Origin of the sequence: Paracoccus aminovorans (genome assembly GCF_001546115.1) — a bacterium.
Lineage (GTDB): Bacteria > Pseudomonadota > Alphaproteobacteria > Rhodobacterales > Rhodobacteraceae > Paracoccus > Paracoccus aminovorans_B.
Window position 1 is genome coordinate 890,643 of sequence record NZ_KQ955209.1, and the last position, 23,236, is coordinate 913,878.

Genomic DNA, 23,236 nt, shown 5'->3' on the forward strand with positions numbered 1-23,236 from the left:
TCGACGAGCAGGTCCTTTGCGTCGACGGCCTGTCCTGGGGTGACGTGCAGCGCCTTGACCGTGCCGGCGCGGTCGGCGTGCAGGCCGGTTTCCATCTTCATCGCCTCGATGGTCAAGAGCATGTCGCCCACATTGACCTTTTGCCCGACCGCGACCGCGACCGAGGCGACGACGCCGGGCATCGGCGCGCCGATATGGCCCTCGTTCGCGGGGTCGGCCTTGGGACGGGCGGCGGTCTGCGCCTTGACCAGACGGTTCGGCACCCGGATCACCCGCGGCTGGCCGTTCAGCTCGAAGAACACCTTGACCTCGCCGGTCTCGTCGGTCTCGCCGATGGCCTGCAGGCGGATCTCCAGCGTCTTGCCGGGGTCGATCTCGGCCGCGATCTCCTCGCCCGGCTCCATGCCGTAGAAGAAGGTCCGCGTCGGCAGCGTCCGCACCGGGCCATACATCCGGTGCCGGCCCATGTAGTCCAAAAACACCTTGGGATACATCAGATAGCCGTTCAGGTCCTCGTCATCGACCGCCTTGCCTTCCAGAAGCGCCTCGACCTCGGCCCGGGTCGCCTCCAGGTCCACCGGCGGCATGCTGGCGCCGGGGCGGGTGGTCAGCGGGGCCTCGCCCTTCAGCACCTTCTTCTGCAAGGCCGCGGGCCAGCCCCCGGGCGGCTGGCCCAGGTTGCCCTTCATCATGTCGACGACCGAGTCGGGGAAGGCGACCTCGACCGAGGGATCCTCGACCTGCTGGCGCGACAGACCCTGCGCCACCATCATCAGCGCCATATCGCCCACCACCTTGGAACTGGGCGTGACCTTGACGATGTCGCCGAACATCCGGTTCGCATCGGCATAGGCCTGGGCGACCTCGTGCCAGCGTTCCTCCAGCCCCAGCGAACGCGCCTGCGCCTTGAGATTGGTGAACTGGCCCCCCGGCATCTCGTGCAGCCAGACCTCGGAGGCCGGGGCCTGCAAGCCGCTTTCGAAGGCGGCATATTGCTCGCGCACCGCCTCCCAGTAGTTCGAGATCTCGCGGATGGCGCGGATGTCGAGCCCGGTGTCGCGCTCGGTGTGGCGCAGCGCCTCGACCACCGAACCCAGGCAGACCTGCGAGGTATTGCCCGACAGCGCGTCCATGGCGCAGTCGACCGCATCGACCCCCGCCGCCGCCGCGGCCAGGATCGTCGCCCCGGCGATGCCGCCGGTGTCATGGGTGTGGAAATGCACCGGCAGGCCGATCTCGTCCTTCAGCGCCTTGACTAGGACCCGCGCCGAGGCCGGCTTCAACAGCCCCGCCATGTCCTTCAGCCCCAGCACATGCGCGCCGGCGTCGCGCAGTTCGCGTGCCATCTTCAGATAGTATTGCAGGTCGTATTTCGATCGCGCCGGGTCCAGCAGGTCGCCGGTATAGCAGATCGTGCCCTCGCAGATCTTGCCGGCCTCGATCACCGCATCCATGGCGACGCGCATGTTCGGGGTCCAGTTCAGGCTGTCGAAGACCCGGAACACGTCCACGCCGGTCTTGGCCGCCTGGCGCACGAATTCCTGCACCACATTGTCGGGGTAATTGGTGTAACCCACCCCGTTCGAGGCCCGCAGCAGCATCTGCGTCATCAGGTTCGGCATGCGCGCGCGCAGGTCGCGCAGCCGCTGCCAGGGGCATTCCTGCAGGAAGCGATAGGCGACGTCGAAGGTCGCGCCGCCCCAGCATTCGACCGAGAACAGGCCGGCCAAGTTCGCGGCGTAAGAGGGCGCGACCCGGATCATGTCGATCGAGCGCATCCGCGTCGCCAGAAGCGACTGGTGGCCGTCGCGCATCGAGGTGTCGGTGATCAAGAGCCGCTTTTGCGCCAGCATCCAGGCGGCGACGGCCTTCGGGCCCTGGCTCTCCAGCAGTTGCCGCGTGCCCGGCGCCGGCTCGGCCTTGGCTGCGGGCGGCACCAGGGCGCGGGCCTCGGCCGGCGGCAGGGGGCGGCCGGCGGTCTCGGGATGGCCGTTGACGGTGATGTCGGCGATATAGACCAGGAGCTTCGTCGCCCGGTCGCGGCGCTTGCGGAACGCGAACAGGTCCGGCGTGGTGTCGATGAACTTGGTCGTGTAGCTGTCGTCGAGGAAGGTCGGGTGTTTCAGCAGGTTGATGACGAATTCGATATTCGTCGCCACGCCGCGCACCCGGAATTCGCGCAAGGCCCGGTCCATGCGGGCGATGGCCTTTTCCGGGGTCTGGGCATGGGCGGTGACCTTGACCAGCAGCGAATCGTAGAAGCGGGTGATGACGCCCCCGGAATAGGCGGTGCCGCCGTCGAGCCGGATGCCGTTGCCGGTGGCCGAGCGATAGGCGGTGATGCGGCCGTAGTCCGGGATGAAGTTGTTCAGCGGGTCCTCGGTCGTGACCCGGCATTGCAGGGCGTGACCGTTCAGATGCACATCGGCTTGGCTGGCGGCGCCGGTGGCCTCGGCCAGGGTCGCGCCCTCGGCGATCAGGATCTGGGACTGCACGATGTCGATGCCGGTGACCTCCTCGGTCACGGTATGCTCGACCTGGACGCGCGGGTTCACCTCGATGAAGTAGAACTGCTGGCTGTCCATATCCATCAGGAATTCGACGGTGCCGGCGTTCTGGTAGCCGACGGCGCGGCCGATCTTCAGCGCCAGCGCGCAGACCTCGGCGCGCTGGTCCTCGGTCAGATAGGGCGCGGGCGCGCGTTCGACGACCTTCTGGTTGCGGCGCTGCACGGTGCAGTCGCGTTCGTAAAGATGGTAAAGCCCGCCGTGGCTGTCGCCCAGAAGCTGCACCTCGACGTGCCGCGCGCGCAGGATCATCTTTTCCAGGTAGCCCTCGCCATTGCCGAAGGCGGCCTCGGCCTCGCGCCGTCCCTCGCGCACCTTCTCGGGCAGCTCGCCCTCGCCCATGATCGGGCGCATGCCGCGCCCGCCGCCGCCCCAGGAGGCTTTCAGCATCAAGGGATAGCCGATCTCGGCCGCCTCACGCTTGATCGCCTCCATGTCCTCGCCCAGGACCTCGGTCGCCGGGATCACCGGCACGCCGGCCTGGATCGCGACGCGCCGGGCGCTGGCCTTGTCGCCGAGCGCGCGCATGGTGTCGGCGCTCGGCCCGATGAAGGCGATGCCGGCGGCCTGGCAGGCATCGACGAAATCGGGGTTCTCGCTGAGCAGGCCATAGCCCGGATGGATGGCGTCGGCGCCGGATTCCTTCGCGACGCGGATGATCTCGGGGATCGACAGATAAGCCGCGACCGGCCCCAGCCCCTCGCCGATGCGGTAAGCCTCGTCCGCCTTGAAGCGGTGCAGGCCCAGCTTGTCCTCCTCGGCATAGACCGCCACCGTCTTCTTGCCCAGCTCGTTCGCCGCCCGCATCACGCGGATCGCAACCTCGCCACGGTTCGCAACCAAGATCTTGCGGAACATCAAAAAACCTTTCGAAAGAGAGGTGCCCGGCGCGCGGCCGGGCACCTCGGGGAGGCGGGGCGAGGAGAGCCCCAACCGCTGCCGCGGGAAGGACGGCGACAGCGGGTTCTCAAGCTGTGACGGTCATCCATTGGCGTGCGGTGGAGGAACGCTGGATGGTTTCGACCAACCGCTGGACGCGTAGCCCGGCCGCGAAGCCGAAAGGCTCAGGGATCTCACCGGCAATGGCGCGTAGATAGCCCTCGATCTCGATGGCCTTCAGGTCATTGAAGCCGATCTGATGGCCGGGGGCGACGCAGAAGCGGCCATAGGGCGGGTGGTCGGGGCTCGCCTCGATGCGGCGGAAGCCGCGCCGGCCGGGCGCGTCGGCGGCCGAGTAGAAATGCAGCTCGTTGAAGCGCTCCTGGCTGAAGGCCAGCGCCCCCTTGGTGCCATAGACCTCGAAATCATGCTGCATCTTGCGGCCGGTGGCGATCCAATTGCCCTCGACCGAGCCCTGCGCGCCATTCGCGAAGCGCAGGAAGGCGCGGCCCACGTCGTCCACGGTCACGGCACGCATGCCGCCCTGGCTGTCGGGGCGCTGGCCGATCATCGTGAGGCAATCGCCCATCACCTCGGCGATCGGGCCGAGCAAGAATTCCGCCGTGGCCAGCGCATGGCTGCCGATATCGGCCAGCGCGCCGCCACCCGCCGGATCGTGGCGGAACGTCCAGGGGCCGTCGGCATCGACCATGTAATCTTCGGCATGCAGTCCGCGATAGCCGCGGATCTCGCCCAGTTCGCCCGCTGCGATCATCTCTCGCGCAAGCCGCAGCATCGGGTTGCAGAGGTAGTTGAAGCCGACTTGGGTCTTGACGCCCCTGGCCGCCGCCGCATCCGCCATCTGGCGCGCATCCGAGGCCAGCGGCGCCAACGGCTTTTCACAATAGACATGCTTGCCGGCGGAAATGGCAGCCAAGGCCATCTCCTTGTGCAGCGCATTCGGGGCGGTGATGTCGATCACGTCGATCTGAGGGTCCGCGATCATGCTGCGCCAGTCGGCGGTGGCATGGGCGAAGCCGAAATCGGCAGCGGCACGGGCGGCGGCTGCTTCGGTGACGTCGGCGACCGTATGCAGTTCCAGCCGGTAGGGCAGGTCGAAGACCTTCTGCGCGCTGGCGAAGCCGAAGACATGGGCCTTGCCCATGAAGCCGGTGCCGATCAGGCCGATACGCAGGACGGGTTTGTCAGGCATGGACAGTATCCGGTTTGAAGGGGAGGTTGGGCTCAGCCGCCCTCCAGATGGCGGACGAGACGGCCGATTGAACGGGTTTCGGTATTGCTGTGCGGCCTTGAGCCATTGCGCGGCGGTGCTGAAAGATCCTGCTCCAGGCGCCGTGGCAGGTCCGATATGAATGCGGCACCGCCGTAACGGCGAACCGTCGCCTGCCCGACGACGGCTCCGAAAGCCGCAAGTCGGCGGTGCATCGTCTTAAGCATGAGCGAAGGCCGGGTTGACGATAAGGCTGTGGTCAACCGTGCCGTCCAGATAGTCGATCGCGTTCCGGATGGATGCGATGGCCATGCGTTCGCCGCATTCGGCGGTCAGCCCGGCGATATGGGGCGACAGCACTGCGGTCGGTTGGTCGAACAAGGGCGAACCGCTGGGCGGCTCGTCGTTGAAGACATCGACTCCGGCAGCGCCGATCTGACCCGAGGCCAGCGCCTCGGCCAGCGCCGCCTCGTCCACCACGCCACCGCGCGCCGTATTGGCAAGGACGACACCCGGCTTCATCAGGGCGATCTCCCTTGCCCCCAGCACCGGCTTGTCGGCCTTGGGCACATGGATCGAGATACAATCGGCCCAGGCCAGCCCCTCGACCAGGTCGGTGATTTCTGCCACCGGTCCTTCAGGCCAGCCCTTGCGCGATAGATAGGGGTCATGGGCACGGACCGTCATCTCGAACCCGTCAGCCATGCGGGCAAGGCGCTGCCCGGTGCGGCCATAGCCGATGATCAGCAGGTTCTTGCCCGAGATTTCCTGCTGCTCCAGCCGATTGCGCCAGCCCCATTGACCGGGCTCGCGCACCGCGCGGTCGGCCAGCAGCACGCGCTTGGCTCCGGCCAGCAATTGCATCATCGCATGTTCTGCGACCGAGATTGAATTCACGTCGCCGACAATGGTCAGGGCAATGCCGCGTTCGTTCAGCGCGGCGAGATCAACGGCATCGTAGCCTACGCCGTGGCGCGAGACGACCTTTAGCCTTTCGGCCAGCGCCACGGTGGCGGCGGACAGCGGCTGGGTGCGGATCACCAGCGCATCGGCCTTTTGGATCAGCGGCGCGTAGGAGGGTTCCGAGATTTCTTCGACATAATCCACGGTGATGCCGCGGGCGGAAAGTTCGCGCAGCAGCGCCTCTCCCGCAGGATGCAGCTTTCCGGCAACAAGAAGATGCGGCATCAATAGGTTCCTTTCGTGGCGGAGGCGGGGGCGGAGCCGGTCAGGTCGCGCCAGGTCGCGACCGAGGCGGCGGCGGCGGCGGCCAGCAGGCGGGTGTCGCCGCCGACCGTGGTCAGATCAAAGCCCCAGCCGATCGCTTTGGTGGCATATTGCGGCGTGCCGCAATGCAGGCAGGCACGGATGCCGTTCGCCTTGCAGGCGTCCTTGATCCGTTGCAGCAGCGCGATCATCTCGGGCTCTTCGCGGTCGAAGGCGGGGGGCAGGCGGCCGTTCTGGGTGCCCAGCGTCAGGTCCGCCGGGCCGACATAGATGCCGTCGAGACCGGGGGTCGCCGCGATGGCGTCCAGGTTGTCCATGCCCTGCTGGGTCTCGACCATCGCAAGGGCCAGCACCTGCTCATTCGCAGCCACGCCATAGCCGCCATAGGCGAAGGTGGCGCGGGTCGGACCGAAGCTGCGCTGGCCATGCGGCGGATAGCGCATGTAGCTGACGAATTCCGCCGCCTCCTCGGCCGAGTTGACCATCGGGCAGATGACGCCCTGTGCGCCGGCGTCCAGCGCCTTCATGATCGCGCCCGGCTCGCGCCAGGGCACGCGGACCATTGGCGTGACGCCCGAGGCCCGCATCGCCTGCAGCATGGGCAGCACGGCACTGTAGTCCAGCGCGCCGTGCTGGGCGTCGATGGTGATGCTGTCATAGCCCTGCGCCGCCATGATCTCGGCGGTCAGCGGGTTGCCGATGGACAGCCAGCCGTTAATGGTGGGGCGGCCCTCGGCCCAGTGTTGTTTCAGCTTGTTGGTGAACATCGCGTTTCCTCTCCTCAGAACACGATCTGCGAAAGCTTGGTGTCGAGGTAGTCTTCGATCCCCTCGATGCCGCCTTCGCGGCCCATGCCGGAATGGTTGGTGCCGCCGAAGGGCGCCTCGGATGCGGCCAGCGCGAAGCTGTTGATGCCGACCATGCCGGCCTTCAGCCCCGCCGCCATGCGCCGCGCCCGGTCGGGCGAGCGGGTGAAGGCATAGGCGGACAGGCCCATGTCCGAGGCATTGGCGCGCGCCAGCGCCTCGTCCTCGGTCGAGAAGCGGGTGATGGCGGCGATCGGACCGAAGTTCTCCTCGGCAAAGACCCTCATGTCGTCGGTAACATTGGTCAGCACCGTGGGCTCGAAGAAGAAGCCGCTGTTCAGATGCGCCGGGCGCTTGCCGCCATGGGCCAGTGTCGCGCCGCTGCGGAGGGCGTCGGCTACGATCTCCTCGATTTCCGCCAATCGTCCGCCATTGATCAGCGGGCCCATGCCCTTGTCGGGGTTCATACCGTCGCCCAGCTTGATCTGCGCCGTGCGCGAAACGAAGCCGTCCACGAAGGCGTCGTGCAGGCTGTCATGGACGAAGATCCGGTCCGGGGTCACGCAGACTTGCCCGCAATTGGCGAACTTGGTCGGCACGGTCAGGTCCAGCGCGGCTTCCAGGTCGGCGTCGTCATGGATGATCAGCGGCGCATTGCCGCCAAGTTCCATCGAAACCTTCTTCACCGTATCGGCGGCATCGCGGATCATCTGCTGGCCGATACGGGTTGAGCCGGTCAGGCTGACCTTGCGCACCCGGCTGTCCGCCATGATCGGCGCATAGGTTGCGCCAGTCGAGCCGACGACAAGGTTCACCGCCCCATCGGGCAGTCCCGCCGCACGCAGGCAGTCGACCATCACCATCGCCACGCCCGGCGTCTGCGATGATGGCCGCAGCACCACCGGGCAGCCGGCGGCCAGCGCCGGGGCCAGCTTGCGGGCCGGCAGGGCGGCGGGAAAGTTCCAGGCGGTGAAGGCGCCGACGATGCCTACCGGCTCGCGCGTCACCTCGAAACGCCCGCCGGAGACGCGGCTGTCGACGATGCGGCCATAGATGCGGCGCGCCTCCTCGGCGAACCAGCGGAATTGGTCACAGGCCAGCGCCCATTCCCGGCCCGCCTGGGCGATGGGCTTGCCGGTCTCGGCCGAGATCATCCGCGCGGCCTCGTCGGCACGGCGGATCATCTCGTCCGCGGCTTTGTGCAGCGCGTCGGCACGGCCGAAACCGCCCATCTCGCGCAGCTTGGGCAGGGCGCGTGCCGCAGCATCCAGTGCCGCCTGCGTGTCCTCGGCCGTGGCAAGAGCCACCCGACCCAGCGGTTTTTCCGTGACCGGAGAAATGACCTCTCCGCTGACGGTGCCGGGAGTCCAGCGGCCGTCGATGAACAATCCGAATTGCGAATACATGGCTTATCCGATTTCCCTGGTTGCGACCGTGCGGCCCTCGGCGGCGGAACGGATCGCGGCCTCGGCGAGCAGCAGCGCCTGCCTGCCATCCTCGAACCCGACCGGGACCGACTTGCCTTGTTCGATGGCATCGACGAAGGCGCTGATCTCGGCCGCGAAGGCATCGGCATAGCGGTCGATGAAGAAGTTTTTCAGCGGCGCGGCCCGGTCGGTGAATTCCGCGCCATAGAGCCGGACATGATCCAGTGTCCGGTTTTCCGAAATCGCCATGCCGGCGCTGCCGAAAGCCTCGACGCGCTGGTCGTAGCCATAAACGGCACGGCGCGAGTTGGTGATGATTGCCTGCTTGCCCGATTCGGTCTTCAGGACAACGGTGACGGTGTCGTAATCGTCGCAGCGCTGCATCAGGGCTGGGTCAACCAGGCGCGAGCCGGTAGCAGTGACCTCGGTCACCTCCTCGCCCAGGATGAAGCGGGCCATATCGAAATCATGGATGGTCATGTCGCGGAAGATGCCGCCCGAGGCCTCGATATACGCATCGGGCGCCATGCCTGGATCGCGCGAGGTGATGGTGACCTGATGCAATTCGCCGATCTGACCCGATTCGATGGCCTTCCGCACCCCTGCATGGCCACTGTCGAAGCGGCGCACGAAGCCCAGCATGATCGGCAGGCTGGTGCCGGCAATATTCGTTGCACAAGCGTTTACCCGGTCCAGCGACAGGTCGATGGGTTTCTCGCACAGGATGGCCTTGCCCGCTGCGACCGACTGCTCGATTAGATCGGCATGGGTGGCGGTCGAACTGGCGATCAGCACCGCATCCACCTCGGCCGAAGCCAATGCCGCCTCGACCGAATCGAATTGTGGCACGCACAGGGTGGCTGCGACTTCGGCGGCTGCGGGGGCATGGATATCATAGACGCCTGCCAGTCGGGCGCGCGGATGGGCGGCAATATTTTCGGCGTGCATGCGGCCGATGCGGCCGGTGCCGAGGACGGCGATTCCTGTCATGGGTTCCTCCCGAAATTCGTCCCGCAATAATCATTGCAGAACTATTGCATTGTCAATCATCATTCCGTATCGTCCGGAAAACACCATCCGCAGGAGGAGGCGAGATGCCACGCAAGACCGTGCGCCTGACCATGGCCCAAGCCCTTGTTCGTTACCTTTGCAACCAGTTCACCGAGATCAAGGGCGCGCGTGTCCCGCTGTTCGCGGGCGTCTTCGGCATCTTCGGGCATGGCAACGTGACCTGCCTGTCCGAGGCGCTGGAACAGGTGCAGGACGAGCTGCCGACCTGGCGCGGCCAGAATGAACAGTCCATGGCACTGGCGGCCATCGGCTTCGCCAAGGCCAATCGTCGCCGCCAACTGATGGTCGCCGCGACCTCGATTGGACCGGGGGCGCTGAACATGGTGACGGCGGCAGGCGTGGCCATGGCGAACCGGCTGCCGGTGCTGCTGATTGCCGGCGACACCTTCGCGAATCGCCTGCCCGATCCGGTGTTGCAGCAGGTCGAGCATTTCGGCGACCCGACCATCACCGCCAACGATGCCTTCAAATCGGTCGTGCGCTACTGGGACCGCATCACGCTGCCCGAGCAGCTGATCCAGTCGCTGCCGCAGGCCGTGGCGACCATGCTGGACCCCGCCGATTGCGGCCCGGCCTTTATCGGGCTGGCGCAGGACACGCAGGAATTGGCCTATGACTATCCCGAGGTGTTCTTCGAGCCGCGCGTCTGGGCCATCCCGCGCCCGCGTCCCGACCGCGATGCGGTCGCGGCGGCGGCCGAGCTGCTGAAAACGGCCAAGAAACCGCTGATCATTTCAGGCGGCGGCGTGCGCTATTCGCTGGCCGAGGGGGCCCTGGCCGATTTCGCCGCCAAACGCGGTATTCCGGTGGTCGAGACCATCGCCGGCAAGGGCGCGCTGACCCATGACCACCCGGTCCATGCCGGGCCCATCGGCATCGTCGGCTCGACCTCGGCCAATGCGCTGGCGAAAGAGGCCGACGTGATCCTCGCCATCGGCACCCGATTGCAGGATTTCACCACCGGTTCCTGGACGGCCTTCGCCGAGGATGCGCAATTCATCTCGGTCAACGCGGCGCGCTTCGATGCCGTCAAGCACCGATCGCTGGCCGTGGTCGGCGATGCTCTGGAAACCATCGGCGAGCTGGACGCGGCGCTTGGCGGTTGGGCCGCCGATGCCGGGCTGATGAAGCGGGCCAAGGACCTGTTCGCCGAATGGAACAAGCTGCTGGACGATCATCAGGCGCCGACCAACGAACTGGTGCCGTCCTATGCGCAGGTTGTCGGCGTGCTGAACAAGGTCGCAGGGCCGAACGACACGCTGATCGCCGCGGCGGGCGGCACGCCGGGCGAGGTGACCAAGGGCTGGCGGGTCAAGAACCCGAACACCTTCGATTGCGAATTCGGCTTTTCCTGCATGGGCTACGAGATCGCCGCCGGCTGGGGCTGCGCCATGGCGCAGGAGGGGCCGGGTGCGACCGGCGGCACGCCCATCGTCATGCTGGGCGACGGCACCTACATGATGATGAACTCGGACATCTATTCGGCGGCGCTGACCGGGCACAAGATGGTCGTGGTCGTCTGCGACAATGGTGGCTTCGCGGTCATCAACCGGCTTCAGCAGGCCAAGGGCGTGCCGGGCTTCAACAACCTGCTGGCCGATTGCCGGATCCAGAACCGCGACAACCCGCTGCATGTCGATTTCGTGAAACATGCCGAGGCGATGGGCGCCCGCGCCGTCAAGGCCGAAAGCCTGGCCGATCTGGAGGGCGCGATGCAGGATGCACTGGCCCATGACGGGGTGACGGTGATCTCGATCGTCTCGGACGCCTGGAAATGGGTGCCGGGGGATGCGGATTGGGATGTCGGGGTGCCCGAGATCTCGAATTTCGAAACCGTCCGCGCCGCCCGTGCGGCGCAGGAAAAGATCCGCGAAGCGCAGCGCCTGGGTGTGTAAATGAAAGCAAAACTTGGCATCGCACCCATCGCGTGGTGGAACGACGACTTGGCCGAACTGTCCGATGACGTCAGCCTTGAGGAATGCCTGCGGCAGGCCTCCGAGGCAGGCTTCACCGGCATGGAGACGGGACGACGTTTCCCGATGGACATGGCCGAACTGGGGCCGATCCTCGACCGTTTCGGGATCTCGGTCTGCGGCGGCTGGTTCTCTGGCCTGCTGCTGGACGGCGATATCGAGGCGGAAAAGGACCGCATCGCGCAGCAGATGGCGTTCTTCATCGCGGCGCAAGCGCCCTGCATCGTCTATGGCGAAACCGCGCGTTCCATCCAGGGCGTGCGTTCCGCTCCCCTGGCCACCAAGCCGAAGCTGACCGAGCCCGAGATGGCCGCCTATGGCCGCAAGATCAGCGATTTCGCCGATTGGTGCGCTGGGCAGGGGATGCCGATCTCGTATCACCATCACATGGCGGCAGCGGTCGAGACCGAAGAGGAACTGGACCTGCTGATGAAGCACTCATCCGTGCCGCTGCTGTTCGATGCGGGCCACATGGCCTTTGCCGGCGGCGACGTGATGCGGGTGATCGACAACCACCATTCCCGCATCAGCCATGTTCATACCAAGGACATCCGCCGCGCGGTCGTGGACGGGCTGGACCGGACGCGCGAAAGCTTCCTCGATGCGGTGATCAAGGGTGCTTTCACCGTTCCAGGCGATGGCTCGCTGGATTTTGAGGCTATCGTCAAAGCATTGGCGGCCAAGGGCTATGAGGGCTGGTTCGTGGTCGAGGCCGAGCAGGATCCCGTTGCCAATCCTCCGCTGGAGATGGCGAAAAAGGGGCACAAGGAACTGCTGCGCGTGATGGCGGCGGCAGATTACGAGGTGGTGAAATGAACCGCATTGATGGAAAGATCGCCGTCGTCACCGGCGGCACGCAGGGGCTTGGCGCGGCCATCGCGCGGCTCTTTGCCGAAGCGGGCGCGGCGGGCGTCGTGACCGTCGGCCGGAGTGTCGAGAAGGGGCAGGCGGTCGCGACCGAAATCACGGCGGCGACCGGCGTTCCGGTCGAGATGGTCGCCGCTGACCTGGGCAGGATCGAGGATGTGCAGACCATCATCCCCGCCGCCGACAAGCGTTTTGGCCGCGTGGACATTCTGGTCAACGCCGCCGGCCTGACCGACCGCGGCAACCTGCTGAACACCACGCCCGAGCTGTTCGACCGCATGTTCGCGGTCAACACCCGCGCGCCGTTCTTCCTGATGCAGGACGCGGCCAAGGTGATGACCCGCGACGGGATCGAGGGTCGCATCGTCAATATCGGTTCGATGTCCGCGCTGGTGGGCCAGCCCTTCCTCGCACCCTATGCGGGTTCCAAGGGGGCCTTGGCGACGCTGACCCGCCATGCTGGTTTTGCGCTGATGCGGCACCGGATCCATGTAAACCAGCTCGATATCGGCTGGATGAACTCGGACCACGAACGCGCGCTGGTGCTGTCGGAAACCGGTGATCCCGATTTCATCGACCGCGCGGCGGCGCAGAAACCCTTTGGTCGCATCCTCGACCCGAAGGAAGTCGCGCGCGCCGCCCTGTGGATGGCCTCCGATGACAGCGGCATGATGACCGGGGCGGTGATCCCCTTCGACCAGTCCGTCCATGGCGGCTATGACGACGCGCCGGTCCCTGCGGCAAAACTGGAGGCATGACGATGCAGACCATCAAGGGGCCAGGCGTCTTCCTGGCCCAGTTCGCGGCCGATGACGCGCCCTACAACTCGCTGCCCAGCCTGGCGAAATGGGCGGCCGACAAGGGCTTCAAGGGCGTCCAGATCCCGACCTGGGACACGCGCCTGATCGACATGAAACAGGCCGCCGAAAGTGATGCCTATTGCGACGAGATCAAGGGGCTCCTGGCCGACAACGGGCTCCAGATCACCGAGTTCGCCTCGCATATCACCGGCCAGCTGGTGGCGGTGCATCCGGCGCATGATGTCATCATGGACAGCTTCGCGCCCGAGCCTGTGCGCGGCAACCTGACCGCGCGCCGCGCTTGGGCCGAGGAGCAGCTGCGTTTTGCCGCCCGCGCCTCGCAGCGGCTGGGGATCGACCGGCACGTGACCTTCTCGGGCGCGCTGCTTTGGCCTTACCTTTACCCCTATCCGCAATGGCCCGAAGGACTGGTCGAGGAAGGCTTCGAGGAACTGGCGAAACGCTGGACGCCGATCCTGGATGATTTCGACGCCCATGGCGTGGATGTCTGCTATGAAATCCATCCCTGCGAGGACCTGCATGACGGCCATTCGTGGGAATATTTCCTTGCGAAGGTCAAAAATCACCCCCGCGCCAACCTGATGTATGATCCCAGCCATTTCGTGCTGCAGGCGCTGGATTATCTGGCCTTCATCGACCACTATCACGACCGCATCAAGACCTTCCACGTCAAGGATGCCGAGTTCCGACCCGACGGCAAGTCCGGCGCCTATGGCGGCTATCAGCCTTGGAGCAAGCGCGCCGGCCGCTTCCGCTCGCCCGGCGACGGGCAGGTCGATTTCGGGGCGATCTTCACCAAGCTGACCACCCATGGCTTCGACGGCTGGGCGGTGTTGGAATGGGAATGCTTCGTCAAGAACCCCGAGGACGGCGCCCGCGAAGGCGCGCAGTTCATCGCGGACCACATCATCCGGGTGTCGGACCGCGCCTTTGACGATTTCGTGAAATCCGGCGCCAATCGCGGCGCAAACCGGGCGATGCTCGGACTGGAGGAATGACCATGTTGCGTCTTGGAATGGTGGGCGGCGGGCAGGGCGCCTATATCGGCAATATCCATCGCCTCGCCTCGCGGCTGGACGGGCAATGGCAGTTGGTGGCAGGGGCATTCGACGTCGATCCCGAGCGTGGCCGCGCCTTCGCGATCTCGCAAGGGCTGGACCCCGCCCGCAGCTATGGCACTTATGAGGAACTGATCGCAGGCGAGGCGGGGCGGGAGGACCGGGTGGACGCCGTGGCGATCTGCACGCCGAACTTCACCCATTACCCGATCGCCAAGGCGCTGATCGAGGCGGGTTTCGACGTGATCTGCGAAAAGCCCCTGACAGCGACGCTGGAAGATGCCGTGGCGCTGGAAAAGCTGGCGCGCGAAAGCGGCCGCTTTGTCGGCGTGACCTATACCTATTCCGGCTATCCGATCGTGCATGAGGCTCGCGTCCGCATCGCCCGCGGCGAATTGGGTGCGATCCGCACGGTGCAGGTCGAATATCCGCTGGAATGGATGGCGACCGCCATCGAGCAGTCGGGCAATGCCCAGGCCGCCTGGCGCACCGATCCCAAAAAGAATGGCCGCGGCGGCTCTATCGGCGACATCGGCACCCATGCCTATCACCTGGCGGGCTTCGTCACCGGGCTGAAGCTGGACAGCCTGACCGCCGATCTGGCCACCTTCGTGGGCGGCCGGGCCTTGGATGACAACGCCCATGTCATGATGCGCTATCAGGGCGGGGCGCGGGGCTTGCTGTGGTCCTCGCAGGTTGCCATCGGCAATTCCAACGGCGTGCGGCTGCGGGTCTTTGGCGAGAAGGGTTCGCTGCAATGGTTCCAGGAACAGCCGAACGAACTGGTCTTTACGCCGCTGGACGGTCGCGTCCAGATCATCAAGCGCGGCGCGGACGACCTTTCCGAAGACGCCAGGCTGCGCACCCGCACGCCGCCCGGCCATCCCGAGGGCTATCTGGAAGCCTTTGCCAACCTCTATGCCGGTTTCGCCGAGGCGATCCGCGCCCGGCAAGAAGAACGCGAGCCTAGCCTGCTGGGCCAGAACGTGCCGCTGGCCTATGATGGGCTGAAAGGCGTGGCCTTTGTCGAGGCGGTCGTGGACAGCCACGAGGCCGAGGGCCAGCCTTGGCTGACGCCCGTGGCGGTCTGACTTTTGCGGCCCCCACCAGGGGCCGCGTCTCGCAGATGCCAGAACTTAGGTGTTTGATCCCACGGTTTGATGGTGTGATCCTTTCTTTGGAATGGAAGGATGCCCTATGGGACAAGTTCGTCACGGAAGCGCCGCGACCACGCACGCGATCCGAACTGCAATAATGAGGGCCCGCCCGCCATCGGTCCGAGGGCTGGCCCGAATGATCGCACGCTTCGCTCGCGACGCTGAGCCGAGAACTGGACATCAACGCGAAGACGGTGGCGAAGTGGCGCAAGCGGACGACCGTCGAGGATATGAAGACGGGGCCGAAGGAGCCACGATCCACGACACTGAGCGCGCAGGAATGAGGGCGCGAATGCCAATGGTTCGAATGACCGGCAAACGGATCCTGCTTCAGCACAGCCTCGGCTTGGGCGGCGAGCGCCGCAAAGCCCTTGCGCATCTATGGACGCCTCCCGGATTGCAAGGCCATTCTGATCTGATTGCTGGCAGGCTTGCAGCCATCTATCCGGCCTCTGATTGCAGCACGTCCCTTAGCTGCGGGCCACCATGAGATCCGTTGAACCCTTCTCCCATCATATCGTCGAGCTCATGTCGCTCGATGCGCAAACCGGGTTGATCGGGTTCTGGTCTCGCTAGTCATGTCATCTCAGATTACTACCCTCGCAATTCCTTGATGCCGGTGCCCTTGGGGGTTCAGGTCATCTTGTAGTCGGTTCCCTTGGTTATCATGGACCACATGATGCGCGCCATTTTGTTGGCGACAGCAACCTGCCCGGCATCCATGACAGACGGAGCCGGCCCTTAGCTGCCGGTCGAGCCTCGCGCCTGGAAGCGCCGTTCGTGGCCCGAAGTGGACATTGAGCGATCTATCCGAATGCTGCGCCGCGGCACTGGAGTGCCCCCACTGAAGTGGTCCACCTGGAGTGCCCCCACTGAAGTGGTCCACCCACTGGGATAGAAATATCCTGTTCAGGAGGACCATCAGATGGCAGGCAAGCGAGACAAACCGGAAGACATCGTTCTGAAGCTTCGACAGATTGAAGTGCTTCATGGACAGGGAATGGCAATTTCCGACGCGGTGCGGCAGATCGGCGTGACCGAGCCGACGTATTATCGCTGGCGCAAGCAGTATGGCGGCATGAACCGGGATCAGCTGAAGCGTCTCAAGGAGCTTGAGGCGGAGAACCAGCGGTTGCGGCGCGCGGTGTCAGATCTGACCTTGGACAAGATGATCCTGAGCGAGGCTGCACGGGGAAACTTCTAAGCCCTTCGCGCCGTCGCCAGTGCATTGACCATGTGCGGCAGGCGCTCGGCATATCCGAGCGCCGCGCCTGCCGCATCCTCGGGCAGCACCGCTCGACGCAACGCAAGGTTCCTTGCGGCGCCCCGGACGAAGAACGGCTGACGGAAGACATCATCACGCTCGCTCGCACCTACGGGCGATATGGCTATCGGATGATCACCGGATTGCTGAACAACGCCGGTTGGCATGTAAATCATAAACGCGTGGAACGGATATGGCGGCGTGAAGGGCTGAAGGTCCCGCAAAAGCAGGCAAAGAAGGGTCGGCTCTGGTTGAACGACGGGTCCTGCGTCCGTCTCCGGCCGGAGCACCCGAACCACGTCTGGTCCTATGATTTCGTTCAGGACCGGACACATGACGGACGGCTGTTTCGGACGCTCAATATCATCGACGAATTCACGAAGGAGGCGCTGGTGATCCGTGTAAACCGCAGGCTCAATTCCACCGACGTAATCGACGCCCTGACGGATCTGTTCATCTTGCGTGGCCCGCCTGCGTTCATAAGGTCCGACAATGGCGCGGAATTCATTGCCAAGAAGGTGCAGGGCTGGATCGGCGCAGTTGGTGCCAAGACCGCGTTCATCGAGCCGGGTTCACCCTGGGAGAACGGGTATTGCGAGAGCTTCAACGCTCGATTCCGCGACGAACTCCTGGATGCAGAAGTCTTCTATTCGCTCAGGGAGGCCCAGATCCTCATCGAGCGATGGCGCCGCCACTACAACACTGTCAGGCCGCACAGCTCCCTGGGATACCGCCCACCCGCACCGGAAGCCGTCATCCCAATAGACCAGCGGCCGACGATGCACTAACAATCAACCCGGACCACTCGGTGGGGGCAGTCCAGGCGCAGTTGGTGCCAAGACCGCGTTCATCGAGCCGGGTTCACCCTGGGAGAACGGGTATTGCGAGAGCTTCAACGCTCGATTCCGCGACGAACTCCTGGATGCAGAAGTCTTCTATTCGCTCAGGGAGGCCCAGATCCTCATCGAGCGATGGCGCCGCCACTACAACACTGTCAGGCCGCACAGCTCCCTGGGATACCGCCCACCCGCACCGGAAGCCGTCATCCCAATAGACCAGCGGCCGACGATGCACTAACAATCAACCCGGACCACTCGGTGGGGGCAGTCCACGGCTGCCGCCACCTTTGCCTTGAAGGCCGGACTGTGGTTCCGGCGCGGTCGTCTTCCCATGGTCTTCTCCTCGCTCGCAGCATCATGCTGCCCAATCGCCGGGAAATTGATCCACTGGATCAATTTCTGGCTCGGCTCATACGCGGAAAATCCACTTATCCCGGCTGTTCAGATTTCCGGAGCCACCTCTATGGTCATGTCGATGTGGGCTGCCTGCATATCCGCCCGGCGCTGAACATCGACAGCCCGCGGGACCGGGCGCGGCTGGTCGCCGTATCGGACGCGGTGTTCGCCCTGACGCGGCAGCATGGCGGCATCTTCTGGGGGGAACATGGCAAGGGGCTGCGCGGCGCCTATCTGCGCGAATGGATTGGGCCCGAAGCCTATGCGGCGCTGCAAGGCGTCAAGGCCGCCTTCGACCCGTCGGGGCGCTTTAACCCCGGCAAGCTGGTCAGCAATGGCGGTGCGATCATGGGGATCGCCACGACGCCCTTTCGCGATTTCAACGCGCCCGAGGGCGACGCGCTGGAGCGCGCCTTTCGCTGCAATGGCAATGCGCAATGCCTGAGCTATGCGGCCGCGACGCCGATGTGTCCCAGTTTCAAGGCCACCGCCGACCTGCGCCACAGCCCCAAGGGGCGTGCCGATGCGCTGCGCGCCTGGCACAAGGCCCGGCAAGAGGAAGGCCCCGACCTGCCGCGCCGCGAGGCCGACCTGCGCGCCGTTCTCGACACCTGCCTGAGCTGCAAGGCCTGTGCCTCCGCCTGTCCGGTCCAGGTGGACATCCCGACCATGCGCGCGGCCTTCCTGGCGGATTATTTTGCCCGTCATGCCCGGCCGATGGCCGACCGGCTGATCCTGGCGGCCGAGCGGTTCAGCCCGCTGGCCCTGCGCTTTGCCCCAGTGCTGGCGCCCCTCTGGCCCCTGGCCGCGCGGCTTGCCGAATGCCTGACCGGCAGCCGCGACCTACCCCGGCGAATCGCGCGCCTGCCGCGGGATCTCTGGCTGGACGAGGCCGATCTGGCGGACGCCTTGCCCGAGGGCAGCGTGATTCTGGTCCAGGACTGGTTCACCGCGCTTTTCGACGGCCGGGTTCAGCACCAGGTGATCGCCGGGCTGCGAGTGCTGGGCTATCGGCCCAGGCTGCTGCGAATGCGCCCGGCCGGCAATGCGGCGCAGGGGGCGGGCGACCGGGCCGGGTTCGAGGCGATGGCGCGCACCCTGGTCCGGCGTCTTGACCGCGCGGCAGCGACCGGCGCGCCGCTGGTCGCCTTCGAGCCCGCCTTTGCGATGATGCTGCGCCAGGATTACCCCAGGGCGGGCTTTGCTCCGCCGCCGGTCCTGCTGCCGCAGGAGTTCCTGTCTGCCGAGGCCAGGCGCCACCGCTTTCCGCAGGCCCGCGCCGGGCAGACGGCGCGGCTTCTGTCCCATTGCACCGAGGCGACCGGACTGCCCGAGGCAGGGGCGCTTTGGGCGCGCGTCTTTCAGGCCCTGGGCATCCAGGTCCAGACACCGGCGACGGGATGCTGCGGCATGGCCGGGCTGTTCGGCCACCAGAACCGGCACCAGGCCATGTCGCGCAAGCTGTTCGACCTGTCATGGCGCGAGCACCTGGAATCGGGCGAGACGGTGCTTGCCACCGGGTTTTCCTGCCGGTGCCAGGCCGAACGGCTGTCGGGGCGGGTTCCGGGGCATCCGCTGGGCCTGATCGCCAAGGCCCTGAGATAAGCAGGGGCCGGCGGCTTGCCGGCCGCGCCCGCCGCCCATAACCTAGCGGGGAGGAGAACGACCATGGCCGCCAGTATCCGCCATCTCAGGATGTTCCTGGTTCTGGGGCGCACGAATTCCGTCACCCGCGCGGCCGAGTCGAACCATGTCTCGCAACCGGCGGTCACGCAGGCCATGGCCAAGCTGGCGCGGGACAGCGGCCATGCGCTGTTCCAGCGCAGTCCGCAGGGCCTGTTTCTGACCGAGGCCGGCGAGATCCTGCACCATCGCGCCGACCGGGCGCTGCGGATGCTGGACAGGGCCATGGCCGACATGGACCGCGCCATCCGCATCCAGGCGACCTGGCAGCAGTTGGTCGCCCTGATCGCCGTGGCCGAGACCGAGAATTTTACCCTGGCCGCGCGCCGGCTGGGTCTGGCGCAGCCGACCGTCCACCGCTCGACCACCATGCTGGAGAACGCGGCCGGGACGGTCTTTTTCCAGCGCACCGCGCATGGCCTGATCGCGACCCGCGCGGCGTTGCAACTGGCGCAGGCCGCAAGGCTGGCCCTGGCCGAACTGGAACAGGCGGAATCCGACCTCGCCGCGCTTGACGGCCGCGAGGTCGGGCGCATCGTGATCGGGGCATTGCCATTGTCGCGCTCAGGCTGGCTGCCACGGGCGATCCTGGCCTTTCGCAAGGCCCGGCCGAGCTTTCCCTTTCAGGTCATCGACGGGCGCTACGACGAATTGCTTCTGGGGCTGCGCCGGGGCGAGATCGACATGATGCTGGGTGCGCTGCGCCTGCCCAGCCCGATCGAGGACATCGAGCAGAGGCGGCTTTTCGACGATGAGGTGGTGGTCGTGGCGCGGCGGGACCATCCCCTGATCTGGAAGGCCGATCCGGGCATCCAGGATCTTGCGGCCTATCCCTGGGTAATGCCGCGCCGCTCGACGCCGCTTCGGCGGATCCTCGACACCTATTTCGCGGCGCGCGCGCCGGTGGATATCGTCGAGACCTCCTCCGTCATCATGATGCGCGAGATCCTGCGCGAGAGCGATCATCTGGGCGGGGTGTCGCGGATGCAGGCCGAGGTGGAATCCGAGGTGCTGTCGATCCTGCCGGTGCGGCTGCCCAACGCCATGCGGCCAATCGGCATCACCACCCGCGCCGGCTGGGAGCCGACGCGGACGCAGCGGGATTTCATGGATCAGCTTTGCCGCACGGCCGCGCTGCTGTCCTGATCCCGGTCCTGCCCGGCGAACCGGCCCAGGATGGCATCGGCGCGCTCGGGATAGCTGTCGGTGCCCGCCGGCAGGCCCAGGTCGCCGATGCGCTGCTGCCAATCGGCGGTGGCGCTGGCCAACCCGTTCGGCAGGCCAAGCTCGGACAGCGTGGCGGCGACCTCGCGCATTTCGGCGGCGCGACGGCGGCCATGGACCATCATTCGCTCAAGGTTGTAGGCGGCCTGGCGTGGCCAGTCGATATCGGGATTCGATGCCTGGAGCGAGCCCAGTACCCGATCCTCGATCCCGGCCCGGCGCGCGGCCAAGAGGCATTCGGCGGTCAACGCCTCCATCCCCTTGATCATCACCGAGCGGATCATCTTGATCGCCGAGGCCTGCCCCACCTCGGCCCCCGAGACCTGAGCCGCCATGCCAAGCGCCTCCAGCATCGCCAGCGCCTGCCCGGCATGGGGGCCGGCGATCAGCAGCGGCGTGCGGTGCAGCCGGGGATAGACCGGCGCCATGATCGCGACATCGACATAGCGCCCGCCGGCCGCCTCGACGATGCCGGCGGCGCGGCGCTTTGCGCCCGGCGAGCAACTGTTGCCGTCCAGCCAGAGCGTCCCCGGCGCCAGGTGCGCCGCCGCCTGTTCGGCTGCCAGCACCGCGCGATCCGCCGTCACCAGGCAGAAGACGGCGCCGGCATCCCGCAAGGCTCCGGCGCGGTCGGCGGCAAGGGTGACGCCCGTCGCCTCGGCCCGCCCGGCGGGCAGGGCCCGTGCCCGGGCATCGTCGCATTTCTCGTCATAGGCGTGCAGCCCGGCGGACAGGACGGGACCCCAGCCCTTTGCAAAGGCTTCGGCCGCCTCGCCGAAACCGATGAAGGCGATCCTTGGCAATCGCTCGTCGGTCATGGACCTCTCCTCACATTTCAGTTGAATTCCGGAAGGTGCGGCGCGGCCAAGGGCAGACTGGAATAGCCTACGCTTATGCCGCGCCGGCGCGTCGCGTATCGCGGTCGCCTCAGCCGAACATCGTATTCGGGATCAGCAAGGCAATCTGCGGCATCAGGATGATCAGCAGCAGGCCCAGGATCATCGCCAGCAGAAAGGGCATCACCCCGCGGAACACCGTGGTCAGCGGCACGTCCTGGGCCACGCCACGGACGACGAAGACGTTCAGGCCGACCGGCGGGGTGATCATCCCCATCTCGATCACGATCACGGCGATCACGCCGAACCAGATCGGGTCGAAGCCCAGCGAGGTGACGACCGGAAAGACGATCGGGATCGAGATCACCAGCATGGACAAGCCGTCCATGAACATGCCCATCACGACATAGGCCAGGATGATGACGGCCAGCGTGGCATAGGGGCCAAGGCCCAGCCCCTGCAATCCCTCGCCCAGCAGCGCCGGGATCTGGGTGACGGCGAAGAACGGGTTCAGCACATTGGCGCCGATGACGATCATGTAGAGCATGGCCGAGGTCTTGAGCGTATCCATGACCGCATCGGCGAAGCCCGCCCAGCTGAGCCGGCGCGAGGCGAGCGCCAGCAGGATCACCAGCGCCGCGCCGATGCCCGAGGCCTCGACCGGGGTGAAGGCGCCGACATAGATGCCGCCGATGGTCAGCACCATCACCGCCAGCAGCGGCCCGGCCCGGCCGAGGCTGCGCAGTCGCCCGGAGATGGGGACGTTCGGCCCGGCCGGTGCCTGGGCAGGGTCGCGCAGAGCCACCAGCCAGACCGTCGCCATGAACAGCACCATCAGCAGGAGGCCCGGCAGGATGCCCGCCATGAACAACCGGCCGATGGATTGCTCGGTCAGGATCGCGTAAAGCACGAAGCCGGTCGAGGGCGGGATCAGGAAGCCCAGCGTGCCGCCCGCCGCGACCGATCCGGTGGCCAGCCCGTCGGCATAGCCCAGCCGCTTCATCTCGGGCAGGGCGACCTTGCCGATGGTCACCGCCGTCGCGACCGACGAGCCCGACACGGCCGAGAAGGCCGCGCAGCCCAGCACCGAGGCCGAGGCAAGCCCGCCCCGGAAATGTCCGACCCAGGCGAAGGCCGCGTCGTAAAGCCCGCGCGAGAAGCCGGCGGCCGAGGCGATGTTGCCCAGAAGCACGAACATCGGAACCACGATCAGGGTTTCACTGGCAACGGCGGAATAGCTTTCGGTCAGGATCAGCGCGCCTGCCGTGCGCAACCCCTCCAGCGCCCACATGCCGAAAAAGCCCGACAGCAGCATCGCGAAGGCGACCGGCGTGCGAAAGATCATCAGGAAGAACAGCAGAAGGATGCCGAGCAGGCCGACAGTGGTCGGTTCCATCATTCACCTCCGCTGCGCAGGATCGCGACGAATTGCGCCAGAAGGACCAGGACGCACAGCGCCATGCCAAGGGCCAAGATGCCGTAGAAGGGCCAGATCGGCAGGGCCAGCATATTGGTGGTGTCGCCGAATTCACGGGCGTCCAACGCCTTCAGCACGGCACGCTGGACCAGCACCGACAGCACGAAGCCCGACAGCAGGCGCGAGCCCAGGTCGCCCGCCAGCCGGCCCCAACGGCCGAGGGCGTTGTCGAAGACATCGACGCCGACATGGCCGCGCTGTTCCGTGCAATAGGGCAGCGCGGCCATGACCAATGCCACGGCGGTCATCTGATTGATTTCGTTCAGCCCAAGGACGGGCGTGCCGAAGGCATAGCGCAGCACGACCCCGGCCGAGATCACGACCACCAGAAAGATAAGAGCGACGGCCGCGACCATGGCCAGCCATCTGGTCGCCCGGTCGAGCCAGCCCAGGCCGGGCAGGGGGCGTTGCGCCTCCATGGCCTATTGCGCCT

The 23,236-nt window shown here is 66.1% G+C and carries 17 protein-coding genes and 2 pseudogenes; 10 read left to right on the forward strand and 9 right to left on the reverse strand.

Translation table 11 applies throughout. The annotated features are described in order from the left end of the window. The 6 genes from ASV56_RS16005 to iolG form a co-directional block, all read right to left on the reverse strand. Positions 1–3,425 (reverse strand): pyruvate carboxylase (locus tag ASV56_RS16005; RefSeq protein ID WP_062562978.1); only part of this gene is annotated, 3,425 nt, incomplete at its 3' end. Positions 3,426–3,534: 109 nt separating this feature from the next. Next, a complete protein-coding gene (locus ASV56_RS16010; protein ID WP_062562979.1) occupies positions 3,535–4,659 on the reverse strand; it encodes a Gfo/Idh/MocA family protein in 1,125 nt (374 codons plus the stop codon). Between the two features lie 237 nt (positions 4,660–4,896). Then, positions 4,897–5,865, reverse strand: a complete 969-nt coding sequence (locus ASV56_RS16015; protein WP_062562980.1) for a hydroxyacid dehydrogenase — start codon at positions 5,863–5,865, stop codon at positions 4,897–4,899. After that, positions 5,865–6,671, reverse strand: a complete 807-nt coding sequence (locus tag ASV56_RS16020) for an HpcH/HpaI aldolase family protein (RefSeq protein WP_062562981.1) — start codon at positions 6,669–6,671, stop codon at positions 5,865–5,867. Before ASV56_RS16020 ends, ASV56_RS16015 begins: the two co-directional genes overlap by 1 nt. Positions 6,672–6,685: 14 nt before the next feature. After that, on the reverse strand, positions 6,686–8,116 hold the full coding sequence (locus ASV56_RS16025) for an NAD-dependent succinate-semialdehyde dehydrogenase (protein ID WP_062562982.1): 1,431 nt from the start codon (positions 8,114–8,116) through the stop codon (positions 6,686–6,688). Between the two features lie 3 nt (positions 8,117–8,119). Then, positions 8,120–9,127: an inositol 2-dehydrogenase gene (gene iolG, locus ASV56_RS16030; RefSeq protein WP_062562983.1), complete on the reverse strand. Its 1,008-nt coding sequence runs from the start codon at positions 9,125–9,127 to the stop codon at positions 8,120–8,122. 104 nt (positions 9,128–9,231) lie between these two features. On the opposite strand from iolG, the gene iolD reads away from it, so the two are divergent. The 10 genes and pseudogenes from iolD to ASV56_RS16075 all read left to right on the forward strand — a co-directional run bounded on the left by iolD (position 9,232) and on the right by ASV56_RS16075 (position 20,412). Continuing rightward, on the forward strand, positions 9,232–11,103 hold the full coding sequence (gene iolD, locus ASV56_RS16035; RefSeq protein ID WP_062562984.1) for a 3D-(3,5/4)-trihydroxycyclohexane-1,2-dione acylhydrolase (decyclizing): 1,872 nt from the start codon (positions 9,232–9,234) through the stop codon (positions 11,101–11,103). Next, on the forward strand, positions 11,104–11,997 hold the full coding sequence (iolE, locus tag ASV56_RS16040) for a myo-inosose-2 dehydratase (RefSeq protein ID WP_062562985.1): 894 nt from the start codon (positions 11,104–11,106) through the stop codon (positions 11,995–11,997). After that, positions 11,994–12,806 (forward strand): SDR family oxidoreductase, encoded by an 813-nt coding sequence (locus tag ASV56_RS16045; protein ID WP_062562986.1) that lies wholly within the window; start codon positions 11,994–11,996, stop codon positions 12,804–12,806. The genes iolE and ASV56_RS16045 overlap by 4 nt, the downstream gene beginning before the upstream one ends. A 2-nt stretch (positions 12,807–12,808) precedes the next feature. After that, complete coding sequence (locus ASV56_RS16050; protein ID WP_062562987.1) at positions 12,809–13,867, forward strand: sugar phosphate isomerase/epimerase family protein; 1,059 nt, start codon at positions 12,809–12,811, stop codon at positions 13,865–13,867. A 17-nt stretch (positions 13,868–13,884) separates the two neighbouring features. Continuing rightward, positions 13,885–15,018 carry a Gfo/Idh/MocA family protein gene (locus ASV56_RS16055; protein ID WP_062562988.1) on the forward strand — a complete coding sequence of 378 codons (1,134 nt, stop codon included), beginning with the start codon at positions 13,885–13,887 and terminating at the stop codon, positions 15,016–15,018. A gap of 106 nt (positions 15,019–15,124) precedes the next feature. Beyond that, a pseudogene (locus ASV56_RS24560) lies at positions 15,125–15,365 on the forward strand (hypothetical protein); the annotation flags it as partial. A 644-nt stretch (positions 15,366–16,009) separates the two neighbouring features. Then, a protein-coding gene (locus ASV56_RS16065) for an IS3 family transposase (protein WP_152988090.1) occupies positions 16,010–17,136 on the forward strand; the annotation gives its coding sequence in 2 pieces (ribosomal slippage) (positions 16,010–16,274 and positions 16,274–17,136; 1,128 coding nt in all). A 37-nt stretch (positions 17,137–17,173) separates the two neighbouring features. Beyond that, positions 17,174–17,425, forward strand: a pseudogene (locus ASV56_RS22965) (integrase core domain-containing protein); the annotation flags it as partial. A gap of 119 nt (positions 17,426–17,544) precedes the next feature. Further along, complete coding sequence (locus ASV56_RS16070; protein ID WP_301336098.1) at positions 17,545–19,188, forward strand: FAD-linked oxidase C-terminal domain-containing protein; 1,644 nt, start codon at positions 17,545–17,547, stop codon at positions 19,186–19,188. A 63-nt stretch (positions 19,189–19,251) separates the two neighbouring features. Beyond that, a complete protein-coding gene (locus tag ASV56_RS16075; protein WP_062562990.1) occupies positions 19,252–20,412 on the forward strand; it encodes a LysR family transcriptional regulator in 1,161 nt (386 codons plus the stop codon). Here the strand turns inward: ASV56_RS16075 and ASV56_RS16080 are convergent. From ASV56_RS16080 to ASV56_RS16090, 3 genes are all read right to left on the reverse strand, one after another. Then, entirely contained in the window at positions 20,379–21,308 is a 930-nt protein-coding gene (locus tag ASV56_RS16080; protein WP_062562991.1) for an NAD(P)-dependent oxidoreductase, read from the reverse strand. The genes ASV56_RS16075 and ASV56_RS16080 overlap by 34 nt on opposite strands. Positions 21,309–21,417: 109 nt before the next feature. After that, complete coding sequence (locus ASV56_RS16085) at positions 21,418–22,722, reverse strand: TRAP transporter large permease (RefSeq protein WP_062562992.1); 1,305 nt, start codon at positions 22,720–22,722, stop codon at positions 21,418–21,420. After that, positions 22,722–23,222 (reverse strand): TRAP transporter small permease, encoded by a 501-nt coding sequence (locus ASV56_RS16090; RefSeq protein WP_062562993.1) that lies wholly within the window; start codon positions 23,220–23,222, stop codon positions 22,722–22,724. Before ASV56_RS16090 ends, ASV56_RS16085 begins: the two co-directional genes overlap by 1 nt. Positions 23,223–23,236: the final 14 nt, after the last annotated feature.